Source organism: Novosphingobium sp. THN1 (genome assembly GCF_003454795.1).
In the GTDB taxonomy this organism is placed as follows: domain Bacteria; phylum Pseudomonadota; class Alphaproteobacteria; order Sphingomonadales; family Sphingomonadaceae; genus Novosphingobium.
On the sequence record NZ_CP028348.1, the window covers coordinates 796455 to 812173 of the forward strand.

The 15719-nt window shown below is 66.0% G+C and carries 14 protein-coding genes and 1 pseudogene; 7 read left to right on the forward strand and 8 right to left on the reverse strand.

Annotated elements, in window-relative coordinates:
* The first annotated feature begins 100 nt into the window (after positions 1–100).
* The 4 genes and pseudogenes from C7W88_RS20625 to C7W88_RS20635 all read left to right on the forward strand — a co-directional run bounded on the left by C7W88_RS20625 (position 101) and on the right by C7W88_RS20635 (position 3217).
* Positions 101–975: pseudogene (locus C7W88_RS20625) on the forward strand (LysR substrate-binding domain-containing protein).
* A 118-nt stretch (positions 976–1093) separates the two neighbouring features.
* Positions 1094–2239, forward strand: coding sequence for an acyl-CoA dehydrogenase family protein (locus C7W88_RS20630; protein ID WP_118075362.1), 1146 nt, complete (start codon positions 1094–1096; stop codon positions 2237–2239).
* A gap of 13 nt (positions 2240–2252) precedes the next feature.
* Complete coding sequence (locus C7W88_RS24125) at positions 2253–2426, forward strand: hypothetical protein (protein ID WP_240344989.1); 174 nt, start codon at positions 2253–2255, stop codon at positions 2424–2426.
* Positions 2366–3217: an acyl-CoA dehydrogenase family protein gene (locus tag C7W88_RS20635; protein ID WP_240345143.1), complete on the forward strand. Its 852-nt coding sequence runs from the start codon at positions 2366–2368 to the stop codon at positions 3215–3217. The genes C7W88_RS24125 and C7W88_RS20635 overlap by 61 nt, the downstream gene beginning before the upstream one ends.
* Positions 3218–3223: 6 nt before the next feature.
* Here the strand turns inward: C7W88_RS20635 and C7W88_RS20640 are convergent, their stop codons facing one another.
* From C7W88_RS20640 to C7W88_RS20650, 3 genes are read right to left on the reverse strand one after another with little or no spacing between them, the layout of a single operon-like run.
* A complete protein-coding gene (locus C7W88_RS20640) occupies positions 3224–5722 on the reverse strand; it encodes an alpha-L-rhamnosidase (protein WP_118075363.1) in 2499 nt (832 codons plus the stop codon).
* A gap of 5 nt (positions 5723–5727) precedes the next feature.
* Positions 5728–6336, reverse strand: coding sequence for a hypothetical protein (locus C7W88_RS20645; protein WP_118075364.1), 609 nt, complete (start codon positions 6334–6336; stop codon positions 5728–5730).
* 31 nt (positions 6337–6367) lie between these two features.
* Entirely contained in the window at positions 6368–8587 is a 2220-nt protein-coding gene (locus C7W88_RS20650) for a glycoside hydrolase family 3 C-terminal domain-containing protein (RefSeq protein ID WP_118075365.1), read from the reverse strand.
* 159 nt (positions 8588–8746) lie between these two features.
* Between C7W88_RS20650 and C7W88_RS20655 the strand changes: the two genes are divergently transcribed.
* Together C7W88_RS20655 and C7W88_RS20660 are read left to right on the forward strand one after the other, a co-directional pair.
* Positions 8747–9427, forward strand: a complete 681-nt coding sequence (locus tag C7W88_RS20655; RefSeq protein ID WP_118075366.1) for a TetR/AcrR family transcriptional regulator — start codon at positions 8747–8749, stop codon at positions 9425–9427.
* 75 nt (positions 9428–9502) lie between these two features.
* Complete coding sequence (locus tag C7W88_RS20660) at positions 9503–9823, forward strand: hypothetical protein (RefSeq protein ID WP_240344990.1); 321 nt, start codon at positions 9503–9505, stop codon at positions 9821–9823.
* Positions 9824–9906: 83 nt separating this feature from the next.
* Here the strand turns inward: C7W88_RS20660 and C7W88_RS20665 are convergent, their stop codons facing one another.
* Positions 9907–10989: a hypothetical protein gene (locus C7W88_RS20665; protein ID WP_118075368.1), complete on the reverse strand. Its 1083-nt coding sequence runs from the start codon at positions 10987–10989 to the stop codon at positions 9907–9909.
* 108 nt (positions 10990–11097) lie between these two features.
* Between C7W88_RS20665 and C7W88_RS24535 the strand changes: the two genes are divergently transcribed.
* Positions 11098–11763, forward strand: a complete 666-nt coding sequence (locus C7W88_RS24535) for a TetR/AcrR family transcriptional regulator (RefSeq protein ID WP_118075369.1) — start codon at positions 11098–11100, stop codon at positions 11761–11763.
* Here C7W88_RS24535 and C7W88_RS20675 read toward each other — a convergent pair.
* From C7W88_RS20675 to C7W88_RS20690, 4 genes are read right to left on the reverse strand one after another with little or no spacing between them, the layout of a single operon-like run.
* Complete coding sequence (locus C7W88_RS20675; protein ID WP_240344991.1) at positions 11745–12497, reverse strand: SDR family NAD(P)-dependent oxidoreductase; 753 nt, start codon at positions 12495–12497, stop codon at positions 11745–11747. The genes C7W88_RS24535 and C7W88_RS20675 overlap by 19 nt on opposite strands.
* Positions 12497–13618: a Gfo/Idh/MocA family protein gene (locus C7W88_RS20680; RefSeq protein WP_118075371.1), complete on the reverse strand. Its 1122-nt coding sequence runs from the start codon at positions 13616–13618 to the stop codon at positions 12497–12499. Before C7W88_RS20680 ends, C7W88_RS20675 begins: the two co-directional genes overlap by 1 nt.
* Complete coding sequence (locus tag C7W88_RS20685; RefSeq protein WP_240344992.1) at positions 13615–14487, reverse strand: sugar phosphate isomerase/epimerase; 873 nt, start codon at positions 14485–14487, stop codon at positions 13615–13617. Before C7W88_RS20685 ends, C7W88_RS20680 begins: the two co-directional genes overlap by 4 nt.
* Entirely contained in the window at positions 14487–15719 is a 1233-nt protein-coding gene (locus C7W88_RS20690) for a DUF1214 domain-containing protein (RefSeq protein ID WP_118075372.1), read from the reverse strand. The genes C7W88_RS20685 and C7W88_RS20690 overlap by 1 nt, the downstream gene beginning before the upstream one ends.

Sequence of the window (15719 nt, forward strand, 5' to 3'; positions counted from 1 at the left end):
CGCGCGCTCTCCGTCGGTTCTGTGTTGCGCGAAACAGCTAGGCCACCATGCCCTTTCGGGCTAATATTGAATTTTCTGGCTCTGATAGTGAGTATGTATCGTGGACCTCCGCCAGCTGCGCTATTTCAACGCCCTTGCCGAGACGCTGAACTTCCATCGCGCGGCAGAGCGCCTGCACATCTCGCAGCCACCGCTGACGGTGGCCATTCGCAAGCTGGAGGACGAGTTGGGCGTTACCCTGTTCGAGCGCGATCCCCGCGGCGTGCGGCTGACGACCGCAGGCCTTGCCGCGATTGCTCCAGCGCGGGAGGCGCTGGCGGCGGCCGATAAAGTGCGCGAGGCCGTGCGGCAAGGCGCGGCGGGTCTGCGCGGGCGGCTGTCGGTCGGCTTCATCGGCTCGGCCATCGGTGATCTGCTGCCCCGCATCGTCCCGCCCTTCCGCAAGGCCTATCCCGAGGTCGAGCTGGCGCTGGAGGAGCTGAACAGCGTCGAGATCGTGCGCGCGATTGCCGCGCGAAGGCTGGATATCGGGCTGGTGCGCCTGCCGGTAATGGATTCGGCACCCGTCGCCATCAACGTGATCGAGGAGGACGAACTGGTGGCCGTGCTGCCTGCCAGCGACGTGCTGGCGCGGCGCAAGACGCTCGACCTGGGCGCGCTCGCCGACCGGGCGTTCATCATCTACAGCCCGGTCAGCGTGCTCCACGCCACGATCCGCCTCGCTTGTCATCGCGCCGGTTTTGCCCCCGGGTCGCGCAGGAAGCGGTGCAGGTGCAGACGATTCTCAGCCTTGTCGAAGCAGGGCTAGGGGTCGCGCTGGTGCCCGCCCGCAGCGCCCGCTTCGCCGGAGCCGGTGTGCGCATCGTGACTCTGGCCGAGCGGGTGCCCATCGCCATGGGCATCGCGCGGGCGCAGGATGCATCGGTGCTGGCGCATAACTTCGTCCAGGCGGCGCTCGCTACTGGCCCGGACTGATATGTAATTAATATCAAAATCGGAAAATTAAATATTTGAAGCAGAAGGCGTGTGGGCGCATCCATGGCACCGAGACGTGGCGACGAAGCGCGCCGCCCGGGACAGGAGCCGCCCTTTCGTGTTCGATACACTGACGCTTGCCCAACTTCCGCCCGAGGACGAGGCGCTGCGCCCCGCCGTCCGCGCCTTTATCGAGCGCCACATCGCCACAATCCCGCTCGATCGCCGCGCGCGCTCGTGGCAGGGGTTCAGCGCCGAGTTCAGCCGCGCGCTGGGGGAAGCGGGCTTCCTCGGCCTGACGCTGCCCAAAAAGTACGGCGGGCACGGCAAGGGCGCCTTCGCCCGCTTCGTGGTGGTGGAGGAACTGCTTACGGCAGGTGCCCCGGTGGCCGCGCACTGGATCGCCGACCGGCAGAGCGCGCCGCTGCTCCTGAACTTCGGCACCGAGGCGCAGCGCCAGAAGCACATCCCGGCAATCTGCCGCGGCGAACAACTGTTCTGCATCGGCATGAGCGAGCCGGGTTCGGGATCGGACCTTGCCAGCGTGCGCACCCGCGCGGATCGCACCGAGAAGGGCTGGGTGGTCAATGGCCAGAAGATCTGGACCACCAACGCTATGCATTCGGACTACATGATCGCGCTGATCCGCACTTCCGGCACCTCGGCTGACCGGCAAGCAGGCCTGTCGCAGCTGATCATCGACCTCAAGGCACCCGGCGTGACCGTGCGGCCCATCGTCGACCTGACGGGTGATGCGCACTTTGCCGAGGTGTTCTTCGAGAACGTGGAACTGGGTGAGGATGCGCTGGTCGGCGCAGAGGGCGAGGGCTGGAAGCAGGTCGTCGCCGAACTGGCGTTCGAACGCTCGGGGCCGGAGCGGATCTATTCCAGCGCCGTGCTGCTCGATGCGTGGATCCGGCACCTGCAGTCCGTGGGTCGCAGCGATTGCGCGGCGCTGGTCGGCCGTCTTACCGCCGAACTCGCCACGCTGCGCGCCATGTCTATCGCCTGCACCGCGCGACTGGTGGCAGGGGAAAGCCCGGTGGTCGAGGCGAGCATCGTCAAGGATCGGGGCACCGGCTTCGAACAGGAACTCCCAGTGGTGATCGGCGACGATCTTGCCGCGCACCCCGACGAGGCGGTGAGCGAGGAGCTGTATCGCACGCTGCTCTATGTCACGCACATCGCGCCCAGCTTCAGCCTGCGCGGCGGCACGCGCGAGATCCTGCGCGGAATCATCGCGCGCGGCATGGGCCTGCGGTGAGGGAGAGGACACCATGGACATGAACGAACTGCTCGAACCCTTCGTCCGCATGCTCGATGCGGCAGCGACCCCGGCGACCGTGCGCGCCATCGAGCACGGCGGTTCCCCGACGCGCTGTGGAGCGAGATTGCCGAGTCCGGCTTCCTCGATGCACTCGTGGCCGAGGAGCATGGCGGCGCAGGCCTGAGCCTCGCTGACATCGAGCCGCTGATCGAGGCTCTGGGCGCTCGCGCCGTGCCGCTGCCGGTGGCCGAGACGATGGTGGCGCGCGCCCTTCTGGCGCAGGCAGGTGTTACCGCGCCCGAGGGACCCGTCGTGCTGGTCACCTCTCTTGCGCAGCCCGTTCCCTGCGGACTTGTCGCTCAAGCCGCGCTGGTCGATTGCGGCGATGACCTTGTCCTGTGCGACATGGCGCAGCTCTCGCCCACGCCGACCGGCGTGACGAACGCGCTGGCCGCGCGCATTTCCGGCAAGCCCGATGGCGTCCGCCTGCCGCGTCCCGCTTCCGGCCTTCGCGCCATCACTGCCGTCCTGCGCGCCGCGCTGATCGCGGGGGCTGCCGCGCGCCTGTGCGACGTGACCACTGCCTATGCGTCGGAGCGCGTGCAGTTCGGCAAGCCGATCGGCCGCCAGCAGTCGTTGCAGCAGATGCTGGCGCTGATGGCCGAAGACATGATCGCCTGCCGCATCGCCGCGCAGCTTGGCGCCTCGCAGGGGATTGCAGTGTCCCTCGCCACCGCCGCGACGGCCAAGATCACCACCTCCGCTGCCGCCCCACGCATCGCTGCCTCTGCTCATGCGGTCCATGGCGCGATCGGCATAAGCGAGGAATACGACCTGCAACTCCTGACCCGCCGCCTCCACCAATGGCGCCTGGCCGACGGCTCGGAAGGCTACTGGTCGCAGGTGCTGGGCACCGCACGGCTGGCCTCGCCTCAGCCCACGGTCGACTGGATCCGCGAGACCGTGTTTGCCTGATCCGGGTCAGAGCTTGCCGGAGTAGCGGTTCGGTCCTGCCACTGCGCGCGCCTTGCGTCCGCCCGGCAGGATGACCTCGCCCTCCACCCCGGCAGGCAGTTCCACGTCGAGCCGGAATGCGCCGTCCCTGGCCGTCCAGTCCGTGCGGATCGTGCCGCGCACGCTCTGATAGGTCGCACCGCCGCTGCCGAGCACGGGGCTCATGATCGGCGCAATGCGTACCCGTCCGAAGCCCGGCGTGGCAGGCGCGATCCCGGCGATGCGGCGGAACAGGAAATCGCCGATGGCGCCGAAGGCATAGTGGTTGCGGCTGTTCATGCCGACATCGCCCTGGTCGCTGTTCCAGCGCTCCCACATGCTCGTCGCGCCCTGCTCGACCATGTAGCCCCATGACGGGTAGCTGCGCTGGGTGAGCAGGGTGATCGCCGCTGCCTCCTGCCCGGACATGACCAGCGCATCGAGGATGTGCGGCGTGCCGAGGAAGCCGGTGGAGAGGTGATTGCCGCGCCGCGCAATGTCTGCCGCCAACGCCACACCTGCTGCGCGCATGGTTTCGGGCGAGAGCAGGCCGAAGCGGATTGCCACGACGTTGCCGGTCTGGCTGCCGTTGCCAACCTTTCCATCAACGACGAAGGCGGCGTTGAACGCGGTGCGGATCGCGTCGAACAGGCTGCGATACCTGGCGGCAGCCTCAATGTTGCCGATTGCCGAGGCCATCGCAGCCATCATCGTGGCATCCTGCGCCCAATAGGCTGTAGAAAGCAGGTCCTTGGGCGTTGTCGCCGCGCCTGGATTGGCGGTCGGCGCATCGACCGAAAGCCAGTCGGCATAATCCGCGCCGCGCTGCTTGCGCCAGACATGGTCGGGATTGGCCGCCTCGATCCAGGCCATGTAGGCTTCCATCGCCTGCCAGTTCGTCCGGATCACCCCGGTATCGCCGTTCCGCATCCACGAAGTGTGCGGCAGGATCACCCCGGCATCGGCCCACCCCGGTGAGGACAGTTTCATCGTCGGCACGAACGGCGGGATGCAATCGGGGAAGGCACCCTTCGCGCTTTGCGAGACGCGGGCGTCCTCCATCACGCGGGCGGTGAAGGCGGTCACGTCCATGTTCCACGCCGCGGCAGGCCAGAACACCGCCGCATCGCCCATCCAGCCAAGCCGCTCGTCGCGCTGCGGGCAATCGGTGGGCAGCCCGTAGAAGTTCGCCCGCTGGCTCCACACCGAATTGCGCCAGAACGTCTCGATCACCGGATCGCCGACCCGCAGCTCCGCCGTCTCGGCGAGATCCTGATGCGCCACCAGTCCTTCGAGGCTCCATGCGCCCGCATCGTCCGGCACGCCGGTGATCTCGACATAGCGATAGCCGTGATAGGTAAAGCGCGGCTCATAGACCTCGCGCCCGCATCCGGCGGCGATGTAGATGTCCCGCGCCTTGGCGGTGCGCAGGTTGGCCTGATCGACGGTGCCATCGGCCTTGAGCATCTCGGCAAAGCGCATCTCGATCCGCGCGCCTGCGGGTGCCGTGACGGTGAGGCGGGGGAAGCCGGCAAAGTTCTGGCCATAATCGAGCACGTAATGCCCGGCGCCCAGACGCGTCACCGACTTCGGCTGAAGGGTCTGTCGCACGCGGATCGGCGGGCAGCGCTGCGGTTCGACCGGGATGGCCGGGGCGGCGATCACGCTGGCCGGACGCCAGCCCGCCGCCGTGCCGCCAACGCTTGCCCAGCCGGACTGTTCGGCCCGCGCATCATGGATCTCGCCATCGTAGAGCGAATGCTCCAGCAGGGCGGAGTCCGCAATCTCCCAGCCCTTGCCGCTGCCGATCACTGTACGCGAACCGTCGTCATGCTCGATCTCGAGCTGGCACAGCAGGCGGCACGGCGCAGGGCCGAAGGCAAAGCGCGCCGATGTGCTGAAACGCGAACCGTACCAGCCATCGCCGACGACCATGCCCAGCACGTTGGCGCCGGGCTTGAGCAGGGCGGTCACGTCGTAGGTCTGGTAAAGCACGCGCTTCGAAGGGTCGGTGAACTCGGGCGCAAGCTTGCGGTCGGCCAGCGGCGCGCCGTTGATCCACGGTTGGTAGATGCCCAGCGCCGTGGCGTGAAGCCGCGCGGCCTGGATCGGCTTGTCTATGCTGAAACCACGACGCAGGCGGCTGGCTGGCGTCAGCGGCCACGGCTCTCCGATGGGCAGGCTCCCCTTGGCGCGCTCGGCGGAATGCCATGCGGTGTCGTCAAAATCAGGCAGCTGCCACCCGGCGGGCGCTGCCACCAGGGTTTTCCAACCGACGCTGGCCGAAGTCATGCGCTCTTTCAGCCCATCGCCATGGCGCAAAAGCGCAGCAGCCACGCAAGGTGGCTGGCCGAAACTGCCGACGCGCCGCCCTTCGATGGCAATGACGTTGCGGCCCTTCTTCAGTATGATGGGCCAGACGGCCATCTCGGTATGGCGCGCCGGGCCATCGCGCGGGGTCGGCGCGGGCTCGCCGTTGATCCACACGCCGGTCAGCTCGTGCAGCGTGCCGCAGAACTCGGCTGCACCGCCGGGATGGTCAAAGGTCCAGCGGAAGGCGCGGGGCTGGCCGACGTTCTGCCGGTCCGGCCCGAAATCCAGTGCAGCCCGGCCTCGCGGTCAGCCTTGGCGACAAGCGTTTCGCTGGCGATCCATTCGGCATGCCAGTCGGCCGGGGCAAGGCCGGTTTCCCACATCGCCGGCTTGCTGCGCAGCGGGACGCGGCTGCCCTTGGTCCAGCTTTCGACCTGCCACCACACGCGGCTGCGCGAGGGTAGGGCCGGTCCGCCATAGGCCATGTCGACCGCCGAAGTGCCTGCAACGCGCCCGCTGTCCCAGATCAGGTCCCGGCCAGCGGCGAGGTCTTCGGGACTGCGGGCAACGCTGACGCGACAGGCTACCTGTCCGGCACGCTCCGTATCGCCCAGCTTCCACGAAAAGCGCGGCGTTGCATCGCCCAACGCCAGCGGGTTTTCGAGACCGCACACGCGCAAGGATTCGACGCTGTCTTTCTGCGCTGCGGCCAATGCGCGCAGCGGGACCGCCGCCGCGCCTGTGCCGACGATGCCCACTGCAATGGCTTCACGCCGATTGACCTTCATCGACTCTCTCCCGCAATCGTTATTGTTGGCATCAAGGCTTGATCGTCTGCGCCGCCAGCGAAACCCGGGCGGTCAGCACCGGCTCACCGGCTGAGCGTGCCACCTCGATTCTCACCTTGCCCGGCGTCAGCACCCAGCGCTGCCGGGCCGCATCGAAGCTGGCGAGCAGGCGCGGGTCGGCCTCGATCGTCACGATCCGGCTTTCCCCTGGCTTGAGCAGCGGCTTGTCCCACCCGATCAGGCGCCGCGCCTTGCCGGGCAGCGTCACATAGACCTGCGGCACATCGGCCCCCTTGCGCGTGCCCGTGTTGGTCACGGTGAAGCTGGCGCTGACGGTGCGACCGCCCTTGGCCTTCAGCGCCGAGTAGCGAAACGTGGTGTAGGACAGGCCATGTCCGAACGCGAACAGCGGCTTCTCGCCCTTGCGGTCGAACCAGCGATAACCAGCGTCTGAACCTTCGGGATAGGTGATCGAGAACGGCGGGCTGTTGGTCTGCAGGCCATAGCTGGACTTGTCGTCCTTCGATGGCGGCGGCAGGTCTGATCCGGGCAGGACCGGATTGGGCAGCTGGTCTACGCTTGCCGGAAAGGTCACCGGCAGGCGGCCCGATGGGTTGGTCTTGCCGGAAAGGATCTCGGCAATCGCATCGCCGCCGCGCTGGCCGGGATACCACGCGGCGAGCACTGCCGGCACTTTGGCCAGCCATGGCATCGCCACGGCATTGCCTGTCTCCAGCACCACCACCGTGCGCGGATTGGCACTGGCCACCGCAGCGATCAGCGCATCCTGCTGCCCGTCGAGCGAAAGGTCGGGCTGATCCTCAGCCTCGGTCGCGAACTTCGTGGCGAAGACCACGGCCACGTCTGCTGCCTTCGCCGCAGCTGCCGCTGCTGTCGGATCATTGCCATCAACGAACGTCACCTGTGCATTGCCGAAAGTTCGGCGGAGCGCATCGAGCGGCGGCGTTCCGCCCCAGGCGCGGCGGGCAAATGTGGCGGCCGGTCCGCTTTCGATCTTTTCCACGGCGCGAAAGCCGCCCACGGGCACGACCTGGCTAGACCCGCCGCCGGACAGGACGCCAAGATCGGCCTTGCCGCCGATCACCACCATCGATCGCACCGAACCGGCCAGCGGCAGCAGACCGCCTTCATTGCGCAGCAGCACCGTGCCCTCGCGCGCCGCCTGCAGTGCCACTTCGCCATTGCGGGAATAGTCGATGGTCTTTGCCGTGATCTCGGTCCTGTCCACGCCATTGGCATAGATCGCCCAGAGGACGCGCTTTGCTGCCGTGTCGACCGCTGACATCGGGATGCTGCCATCGACCAGCTTCGGCTTGAGTTCGGTCGAGAACCAGCGCTTGCGATCAAGCATTTCGCCCGATTGCTGGTCCAGCCCGGCCAGCAGGGCCTCGGTGGAATGAACCGCGCCCCAGTCGGACATGACATATCCCTTGAACCCCCAGTCACGGCGCAGCACATCGGTCAGCAGGAAGCGGTTCTCGCAGGCATATGTCCCGCCCACCTTGTTGTACGAGCACATGACCGAGCCGGGATTGCCGCGTTCGATGCCGATCTGGAAGGCCAGCAGGTCGCTCTCGCGCATGGCCGCCTCATCCATCTCGACCGAGGCCGAGGATCGGCCGATCTCCTGGTCGTTGAGCGCGAAGTGCTTGATCGTGGCGATGATGCCGTTCGACTGGACACCCGCGATCTGCGCGCCGACGAGGACCCCGCCGAGCAGCGGGTCTTCGCCGAGGTACTCGAAATTTCGCCCGGCACGCGGGTCCCGCACGAGGTTGACGCCGCCTGCCAGCATCACGTTGAAGCCTTTGGCAACGGCTTCCGAACCGATCATCCGTCCGCCCTCCCGGACCAAGGCCGGGTTCCAGCTCGACGCCAGTGACAGGCCCGAGGGCAGGGCAGTGGCAACGTCGCCCTTGCGCATGTCCATGATATTGGAAACGCCGAGGCTGGCATCGGTTGCATACTGGGGCGGGATACCAAGGCGCTCTATCCCGGCGATGACGCCTGCACCAACCGGCATGCCGTGCGCGCGCTTGGCTGCGGGAATGAACAGGGGCATCGTGCCATGCAGGAGCTGGATCTTCTCCTCCTGCGTCATCTGCGCCAAGGTCCGTTCCGCGCGAACCTCGGCAGCATCCCGCTGTGCCCACTCCGGTTCCGCCCTGGCTTCGGCGCAACCAAGTGCGATCGTCGCGGCAGAATAGATAACGCGCGCGGCAGGCTTCATTCCAGGGTCCTCAGATGATCCGGCGCAGCTTGGTCAGCTGCGTGATTTCAGACCGGCAAGCTTCACCAAACCAGCCTTCAAGTCAAGTAATTGATCACATGAGTTCGATTATGCGAGGTGACTTGCGCGCATTCTTCCCCTGTGGAACAAGGCAGCGCGATGGACGCCAGCCCCAAGAAAACTCGCAATTCCCCGGCCAGGAAAGCTGCGCCCCAGCCGCACCAGCCGGTGCGCGGCAGGCCGACGGCGGACCAGGCCAACTCGATTGACCGCTCCATTGTCAACACCGCGCGCACGATGTTCCTTGCCGATGGCTTTGATGCTGTCGGCATGAAGCAGGTGGCCGAGACCGCACGGGTCTCGAAAGGCACGCTCTATGCCCGCTACCCCTCGAAGGAGGCGCTGTTCAAGGCGGTGATCGAGCAGTCGATTGCTGACTGGTCGGCCGAAGCCTCGCTGCAGGATGCGGCGCTTACCGACAATATCGAACAGCGCCTGCGCCACCACGCCACGATCATTGCCACGTGGTTGGGCAGGCCGGATGTTCTTGCCCTCCAGCGTCTGCTGTTGTCGGTGCAGGAACGCTTTCCCGAGCTGTCCGAAGTCATGCAGCGCCGAGGAAACGATTGCATCGTCGGCCTGATCGCCCGGGATATCGAGGAAGCGGCCGCGCGGGACCGACGCAATTTGCGCGATGCCCATGCAGTCGCCCGATTGCTGGTCGCCGCGATCAGCGGAGCGCAGATGCAGCGCGGCACGGCGCATGAGAATGACGAGGACCTCCAAGGCTTTGCACAACGGGCCGTCGATCTGATCCTGTGGGGCACCAGCGCCTGGTAAGCCTTGATATTCGAACACATGTGTGCATTAATACTCGGTCAAACGATTCAAGTGTCGTAATCTGAAAGGATGCCCATGATCCGCACTGCCCTTATCGTCGCGTTGGCCGCTGCCGCGCTCCCCGTCTCGGCCATCGCTGCAGAACCGGCCAAGCCGGAAGCCACCGCTCCTGCGGCCAAACCCAAGTACACCACCGCCGAAACTGATATCGGCACCTTGCTGGATGACCCTGCCGCCAAGGCGATCATCGACAAGTACATCCCCGGCATGACCAGCAACGAGCAGATCGAAATGGCCCGCTCGATGACGCTGAAGGCCATCCAGACCTATGCACCCGACGATGTGACCGACGCGCGCCTCGCGCAGATCGATGCCGATCTTGCCAAGCTGAAGTAAACTTCTCGCTGACATTCGCAGGATAGAAAGAAGGGCCGCGATCACCCTGATCGCGGCCCTTTCCTGTGTTTTCCTGAGCAGCTTCAGGCGGCCATGCCATAAGGTGCATCGACCGGCGCTTCAGCGGGATACTCCGCAGGACCGCCGTAGTCGTAGGCTGCATTCAGCGTGGCGATGAACACCGGATCGTTCAGCGGATCGCTCGGCGTCTCGATCTCGATCCCGCGCGAACGGACGTCCTTGATCAGCATGTCGATTGCCTGTTCGTGGGTCAGGTTGTCGCTGCCGTCCATATTCTTCTTGAGCTCGGCATAATCGCTGAACACTTCGGCCGACCAGTGGACGAGGAAGCGCAGGTCATCGGTGTGATAGCGTTCGATCACCCGATCGCCAGTCTTGACCAGCCAGCCATCGCGGTCGGAGGCGTCGCCGATGAACACGCTGTCGAAGCCGAGGCCATCAGGCCGCCGCCGCTCGACCGGGCCGTTCGCCTCGCCGCGATGCACCAGCATCTCGTTCTGCACGACGACGGCGCGGTTGTAGATCGGCGATTGCACGCGCGCCGGCTTGTTCAGCGGGCCGTTCGGCCAGTAAGTAAAGCCGCTGGAAGGATCGTGGCTGAACCAGGTGATGACCTGCGCCATCTTGATCAAGTAGTCCTGGAACAGGCCCGACCGGCCCATGATCGAACACAGCCAGGTGGGTGAATTTTCGTGCCTCACGCCACGGAAGCTCGGGGAATCGAGGTGGCCGGGGTCGGTGTTGCCGCAAGGCCCGTTGACGTTGAACAGCATCATCTGCGGCTTGGCATACTGTGCTCCCCAGTATGACTTAGCCTGGTTCAGGAACGCCTCGTTGTAGAACACGTCGTGCAGTTCGGGGTAAAGCGGGGTCGAATAGTTCGCGAGATAGCCCCGGAACGTCGGCGTCAGGAACATGTCGAGCGTGGGAGTGAAGCCTTCGGGAAAGCCGCCGGCAAACGTCGCGATCAGCGATTCCACCGTGGGAAAGTGTTGTGCGATGATCAGCTTCCACGGCCCCTCATCGTGCACAACGTCGAGCATCAGGCGCTTCTGCTCCTCCGTGAACGGGTTGCTGATCTCGCGCGGGGGCGAGGCGGGCTTGAGTATGTCAGAAAGATACTTCCTGCGGGCTTCATCGAGCATCGCTGTCTCCTGTCTGGGATTCGCGCCATCACGGCTTTCACGCAGGAAGTTATAAGGTGATAACTTTTTTGGCAAGCAACTTCGCGCGAACTTCGATATGGACAGGCGATGGACGGAACATCTGATCTGCAGGCGCGCGCAGAAGGCGGCGTGATGAACAAGGGCCGGCGCACCGCAAACCGCATTCTTGACGCGGCCGAAGAGCTGTTCGCCCAGAACGGCCATGGCGCCACCTCGCTGCGCGACATTGCCGCCAAGGTCGGCCTCCAGCAGCCCGCCCTTTACAAGCACTTCGCCGGCAAGGACGATCTCTACCGCAAGGTCTACGAGCGCGCCCTCAAGCCGATGACCGATCTGATGGACGAAGTGCTGGCGCGCCCCGAAGCCGACTTCGCCGACCTGACAGACGGCATGACCGACCTTCTGGCGCAACATCCCAATATCGCCCGGCTGCTGATCCGCGCGGCAATCTCGTCGGACAGCGAACCCGATACCATCGGACTGGACTGGCTGGCGCGGATGGTCAGCTATGGCCGGAGAATGAACGAGAAGGCGGGCCTGCCGTCATCGGACGACAGTCTGGCGGTGCAGATCGTGGCGATCTTCAACATGCTGTTCGGCTTCTTCTGGGCATCACCGCTGATCGAAACCCTGTCAGGCATGAAGGCCACCGACGCTCCCGCCATGGCGATCCAGAAGGGCCTGCTGCGCGGCTTCGTGGGCAGCCTTTCGGGAACCAGCCAACAGCGGCCGGATCAGCCAGAAACGGTATAACCCCCGTCCACCGCCAGCGTCTGTCCGGTAATCCAGCTGGCAGCCGGACTGGCAAGAAAGGCGATGGCCTGCGCAATGTCGTCCGGCTCGCCCAACCGGCCAAGCGGGGTGCGGGAGAGCGTAGGCGCGGTCCATGCTTCCTGCGCAAAAGTGCCGGCCGTCATGCCGCTACGAGTCAACCCTGCCGCCACCGCATTGGCGCGCACGCCGCGCGGGCCCCAGTGCGCGGCCATGGTCCGGGTCAGGCCGATTAGCCCGGTCTTGGCAGCGCCGTATCCCGGCACGATCGGAATGCCGAAGAAGCTGCTCATCGATGCGATGCCGATGACCGATCCGCCGCCCGGGATCGCACTTTGCGCCAGCAGGTCCACCGTCCGCCGCGCCATGCGAAACGCACCGTTGAGCAGCATCGCCACCGCGCGGTCGAAAACGTCGGGCTCCCACTCATCAAGGCCGAGCGAGGGCAGGGCGATCCCGGCGTTGTTGACCAGCACGTCGAGGCGGGGGAGGGCCGCTGCAACGGCATCGATCTGCGCCTTGTTCTCGATATCGAGCGAGAGATAGCGATAGCCGGAAAGGTCCGCGTCATACTCGCTGGCGCTGCCGCGCGTGCCGGTGATCGTCACTTGCGCCCCGGCATCGCGGAACAGTGCGGCGGCGGCCGCGCCGATCCCGCTGGTGCCCCCGGTCACCAGCACATGTGCGCCGGAGAAATCGTGCTTCGGACCCATCATCACACCGCCTCCACATCAACCCAACGCCGTTCGGCGTGAGATAGCCGCGCAGCATCGAGGATCGCCTGATTGGCCGCGGCATCGCGGAAATCGCCGGCCCGGTCGGGCAACGGCGGCTCGGCGCCGGCGATCTTCGCGCCGATCTGTGCGAATAGTTTCGCATAGGGCGCGACGTCGAAGCCCTGGCTGTGCCAGCGGTCCATCTCGGTCTGGACGAGGTCGCTGATCGGGAAAGGCTCAGGCGCGGGGTTGGCAAGTTCCGGCGGCATCTCGATCATGCGCGCCCCTGCTGCGTCCTGCACCCAGACCTGCTCGGGATCGCCGAACGCCGCGCCTGACTGGATCCAAGCCGCGCCCTTGCTGCCCGCAACCTTGGTCGACATCACGAACGGTCCCGGAAAACACAGCGCCGCTTCAAGCAGCCCCATGCAACCCGAAGCGGTACGGAATTGCAGCGTATAGTAATCGTCCGAAGTCTGCGTCGGCCTTCCGGGGGAAAGCTTGCGCAGCACCGTGCTCACCGCCACGATCTCGCCCACGGTGACCCGCGCCTGATCGATCATGTGCGTGCCGAACGCGCCAAGGAAGCCGCCGCCCTTTCCCGCGTCGAGCCACCAGTCGGCAAGCGGCTCGTTAGGGTCACCACCGGGCTGCTGGTAGATACGATGGAACATCAGCGGCTCACCGATGGCACCCGATTGCACCATGCGGGTCAGCAGCGCTTGCGCGGAATCGAAGCGGAACTCCGCGCCGAGCGCGTGGACGACTCCTGCCGTCTCTGCCGCTGTCAGCATCTCGCGCGCCTGCACCAGATCGCGGGCGAAGGGCTTCTCGCACATTACCGCGCGTCCTGCCGCGATGGCCTGCATGACCGGAGCGTAATGCGCATGCGGCGGCGTAGCGACGGTGACGAGGCGGATGGCCGGATCGTCCGCGAGCACTTGCGCCAAATCGTTGGCGGCCAGCGGAATGCCAAGCGGCGCGGCGCGGGTGCGGGTCTTCTCGAGATCGCGGCCGACGATGGCGCGCACCTCGAACCCAGCATCGCGCAGAGCACGGACATGGGTGAACAGGCCAAAGCCGGTGCCGACCACCACGGCGCCGAGGGGTGTCTCGCTCATGCTGCAGTCCTCGCCGTGGCCAGAAGGGAATGGGTCGATCGCGCCCAATCGCGGGCGATCTCGGCCAAGGGCATCGTGTCCTGCCGAGTGTTGAACACTTCGACTCCGGCTGGCGCGGTGCAGCCGATGGCATCGAGCGTGCAGACCAGGCCGATGACGTCGAGCTCGCCCTCGCCGGGCAGGAGGCGGGCGGTCATCAGTTCGGACCCGAGGTCGGCCGAGGCATGCGCCGGGGCATCGCACAACTGCACCGCGTGGATGCGCTCGCCAAGAACCTCGGCCAGTTCCTCAAGCGTCGATCCGCTGCGAAAGAAATGCCACGCGTCAAGCGTGATTCCGCCGTTGCCACAGCCCGCCGCCTCGACCACGCGCAGGGCCTCGCCCAGCGAACGGATGCCGCCGACGGGGAGAAACTCGATCTGCGCCTTCAGGCCGTGGTCTGCCGCCATCGTGCATAACCGGGCGAAACCTTCGGCCGCCTCATCCAGCGAAGCGGGCTCGACCGACAGATCGATGGCCGAGACCGACTGCGCCCCCACCCGCGCCGCCGTGGCAATGATCGGCTCAGGCGTCAGCTGGCGCAGGAACGCGGTCAGGCCCCCCGCCTGTTCCGTCCGCGTCTGGTGCTCCATCCAGCAAGCGGTGCAGTCCATTTCTGTGATGACCAGCCCTGCATCCGCAATCCGGCCAGCGATTTCAGCCGCGCTCATGCCTTGCGCTTCGAGCGCCCAGACGTCGCCCGGCTGGATCGAAATGCCGTGAAATCCTGCCGCCGCAAAGGGGGCCAGCCGTTCGAGCAAGGGAAAGCGCGAGACCGGTGGCGAGGACAGCACGAGGTCTGCGGTTGTGAGCGCGCGCGTCATCGCCATCAGTCCACGAACTGTCCGGTGGCAATCGCGGTCTGCGGATCGAGCGCGCCCAGTCCCTTGGCCTCCAGCACCGCCAGCGGCAGGCGCCACAGCGCGACCGGCGCGGTCACCTCGGTCAGGACGAAGCGCAGGCCCCAGATGCCGCGTTCGTGGCCATAGCTGTCGATCCAGTTGCCACCGATGCCAAGGTCACGTTCTGCGATCACCACGCGCACGCGGCCATCGGGTTCGGCCTTGTGGCGATAGTTGCTGATCCAGCCGTTGCCGTCCTCGAAGGTGTCGAGATTCTCCTGCCACACGTTGCACAACTGGAAGTTCCAGTACTCGCACGGCGGCGGCGTGAATTCGAGGACGAGCGCCTCGTCCAGCCCCTTCTCCCACCCGCCGAACGCCACGTGTCTGTCGGGCACGCCGCCATTGGAGAGGTACTGCGCGCGGCTGTAATCGAGGCGGTTGAGCCTGTCCGAGAAATTGCCCTGCGTACCCTCCCACCAGTTGCGCACCAGTTCGGCATAGCCAAGCACCGCCTGCGCGGTCCACGCGAGATTGTCGGCAATCAGCGCAGGGTTGACAGGCTCGGGCGGGGCATTGTCGGTGCGCGCAATGGTCATCACCGGCGCGCGCTCGCTGCTGCGGTCCGACCACACGAGGCGGATCAGGATGCAGTTGGTTTCGGGCGCTAGACGCAGCCAGTTGCGACCCTCCCCCGGATCGTTCTGCGAAAGCACGACCTCGAAAGAGCCGTCGTCCTCGAACCGGATCTGGCGCGAATGGAGGAAGCCGGTGGTCTTGAGGTTGGACGGATCGAACCGTTCGAGACCGGCGACGCCCTGCGCCGCCCAATCCTGCGCGCCCGGCAAATCCGGCGCGGGGCAGGTGCACAGCGCCATCACGAAGTAGGGGATCGTTCCGCGCGTGCCGGTGATCACGTAGTCGCGCGCTTCGTCGAACTGGCACATCAGGTGGTCCTGATCGACGGTCTGCACGTTGATCGATTGCCGCCACACCATGTCGCGCAGGCGGGGGCGGGTCGGCTCGGCATTCTCGATCAGGCGCTCCATGCTGGAACGCGCCAGCCGGCTCATGAAGCGGTACCATTCGGCGCGGTCGAGATCGGATAGCGGGCTGGCGAAGCTTTCGATATGGCGACCGGCGACCTTGAGCGTATCGCAGAAGTCGTCCCAGGCCCGGCCGGAGATCAGGCGCTGTCGCGCGGTTTCGGCGGGGTCCAT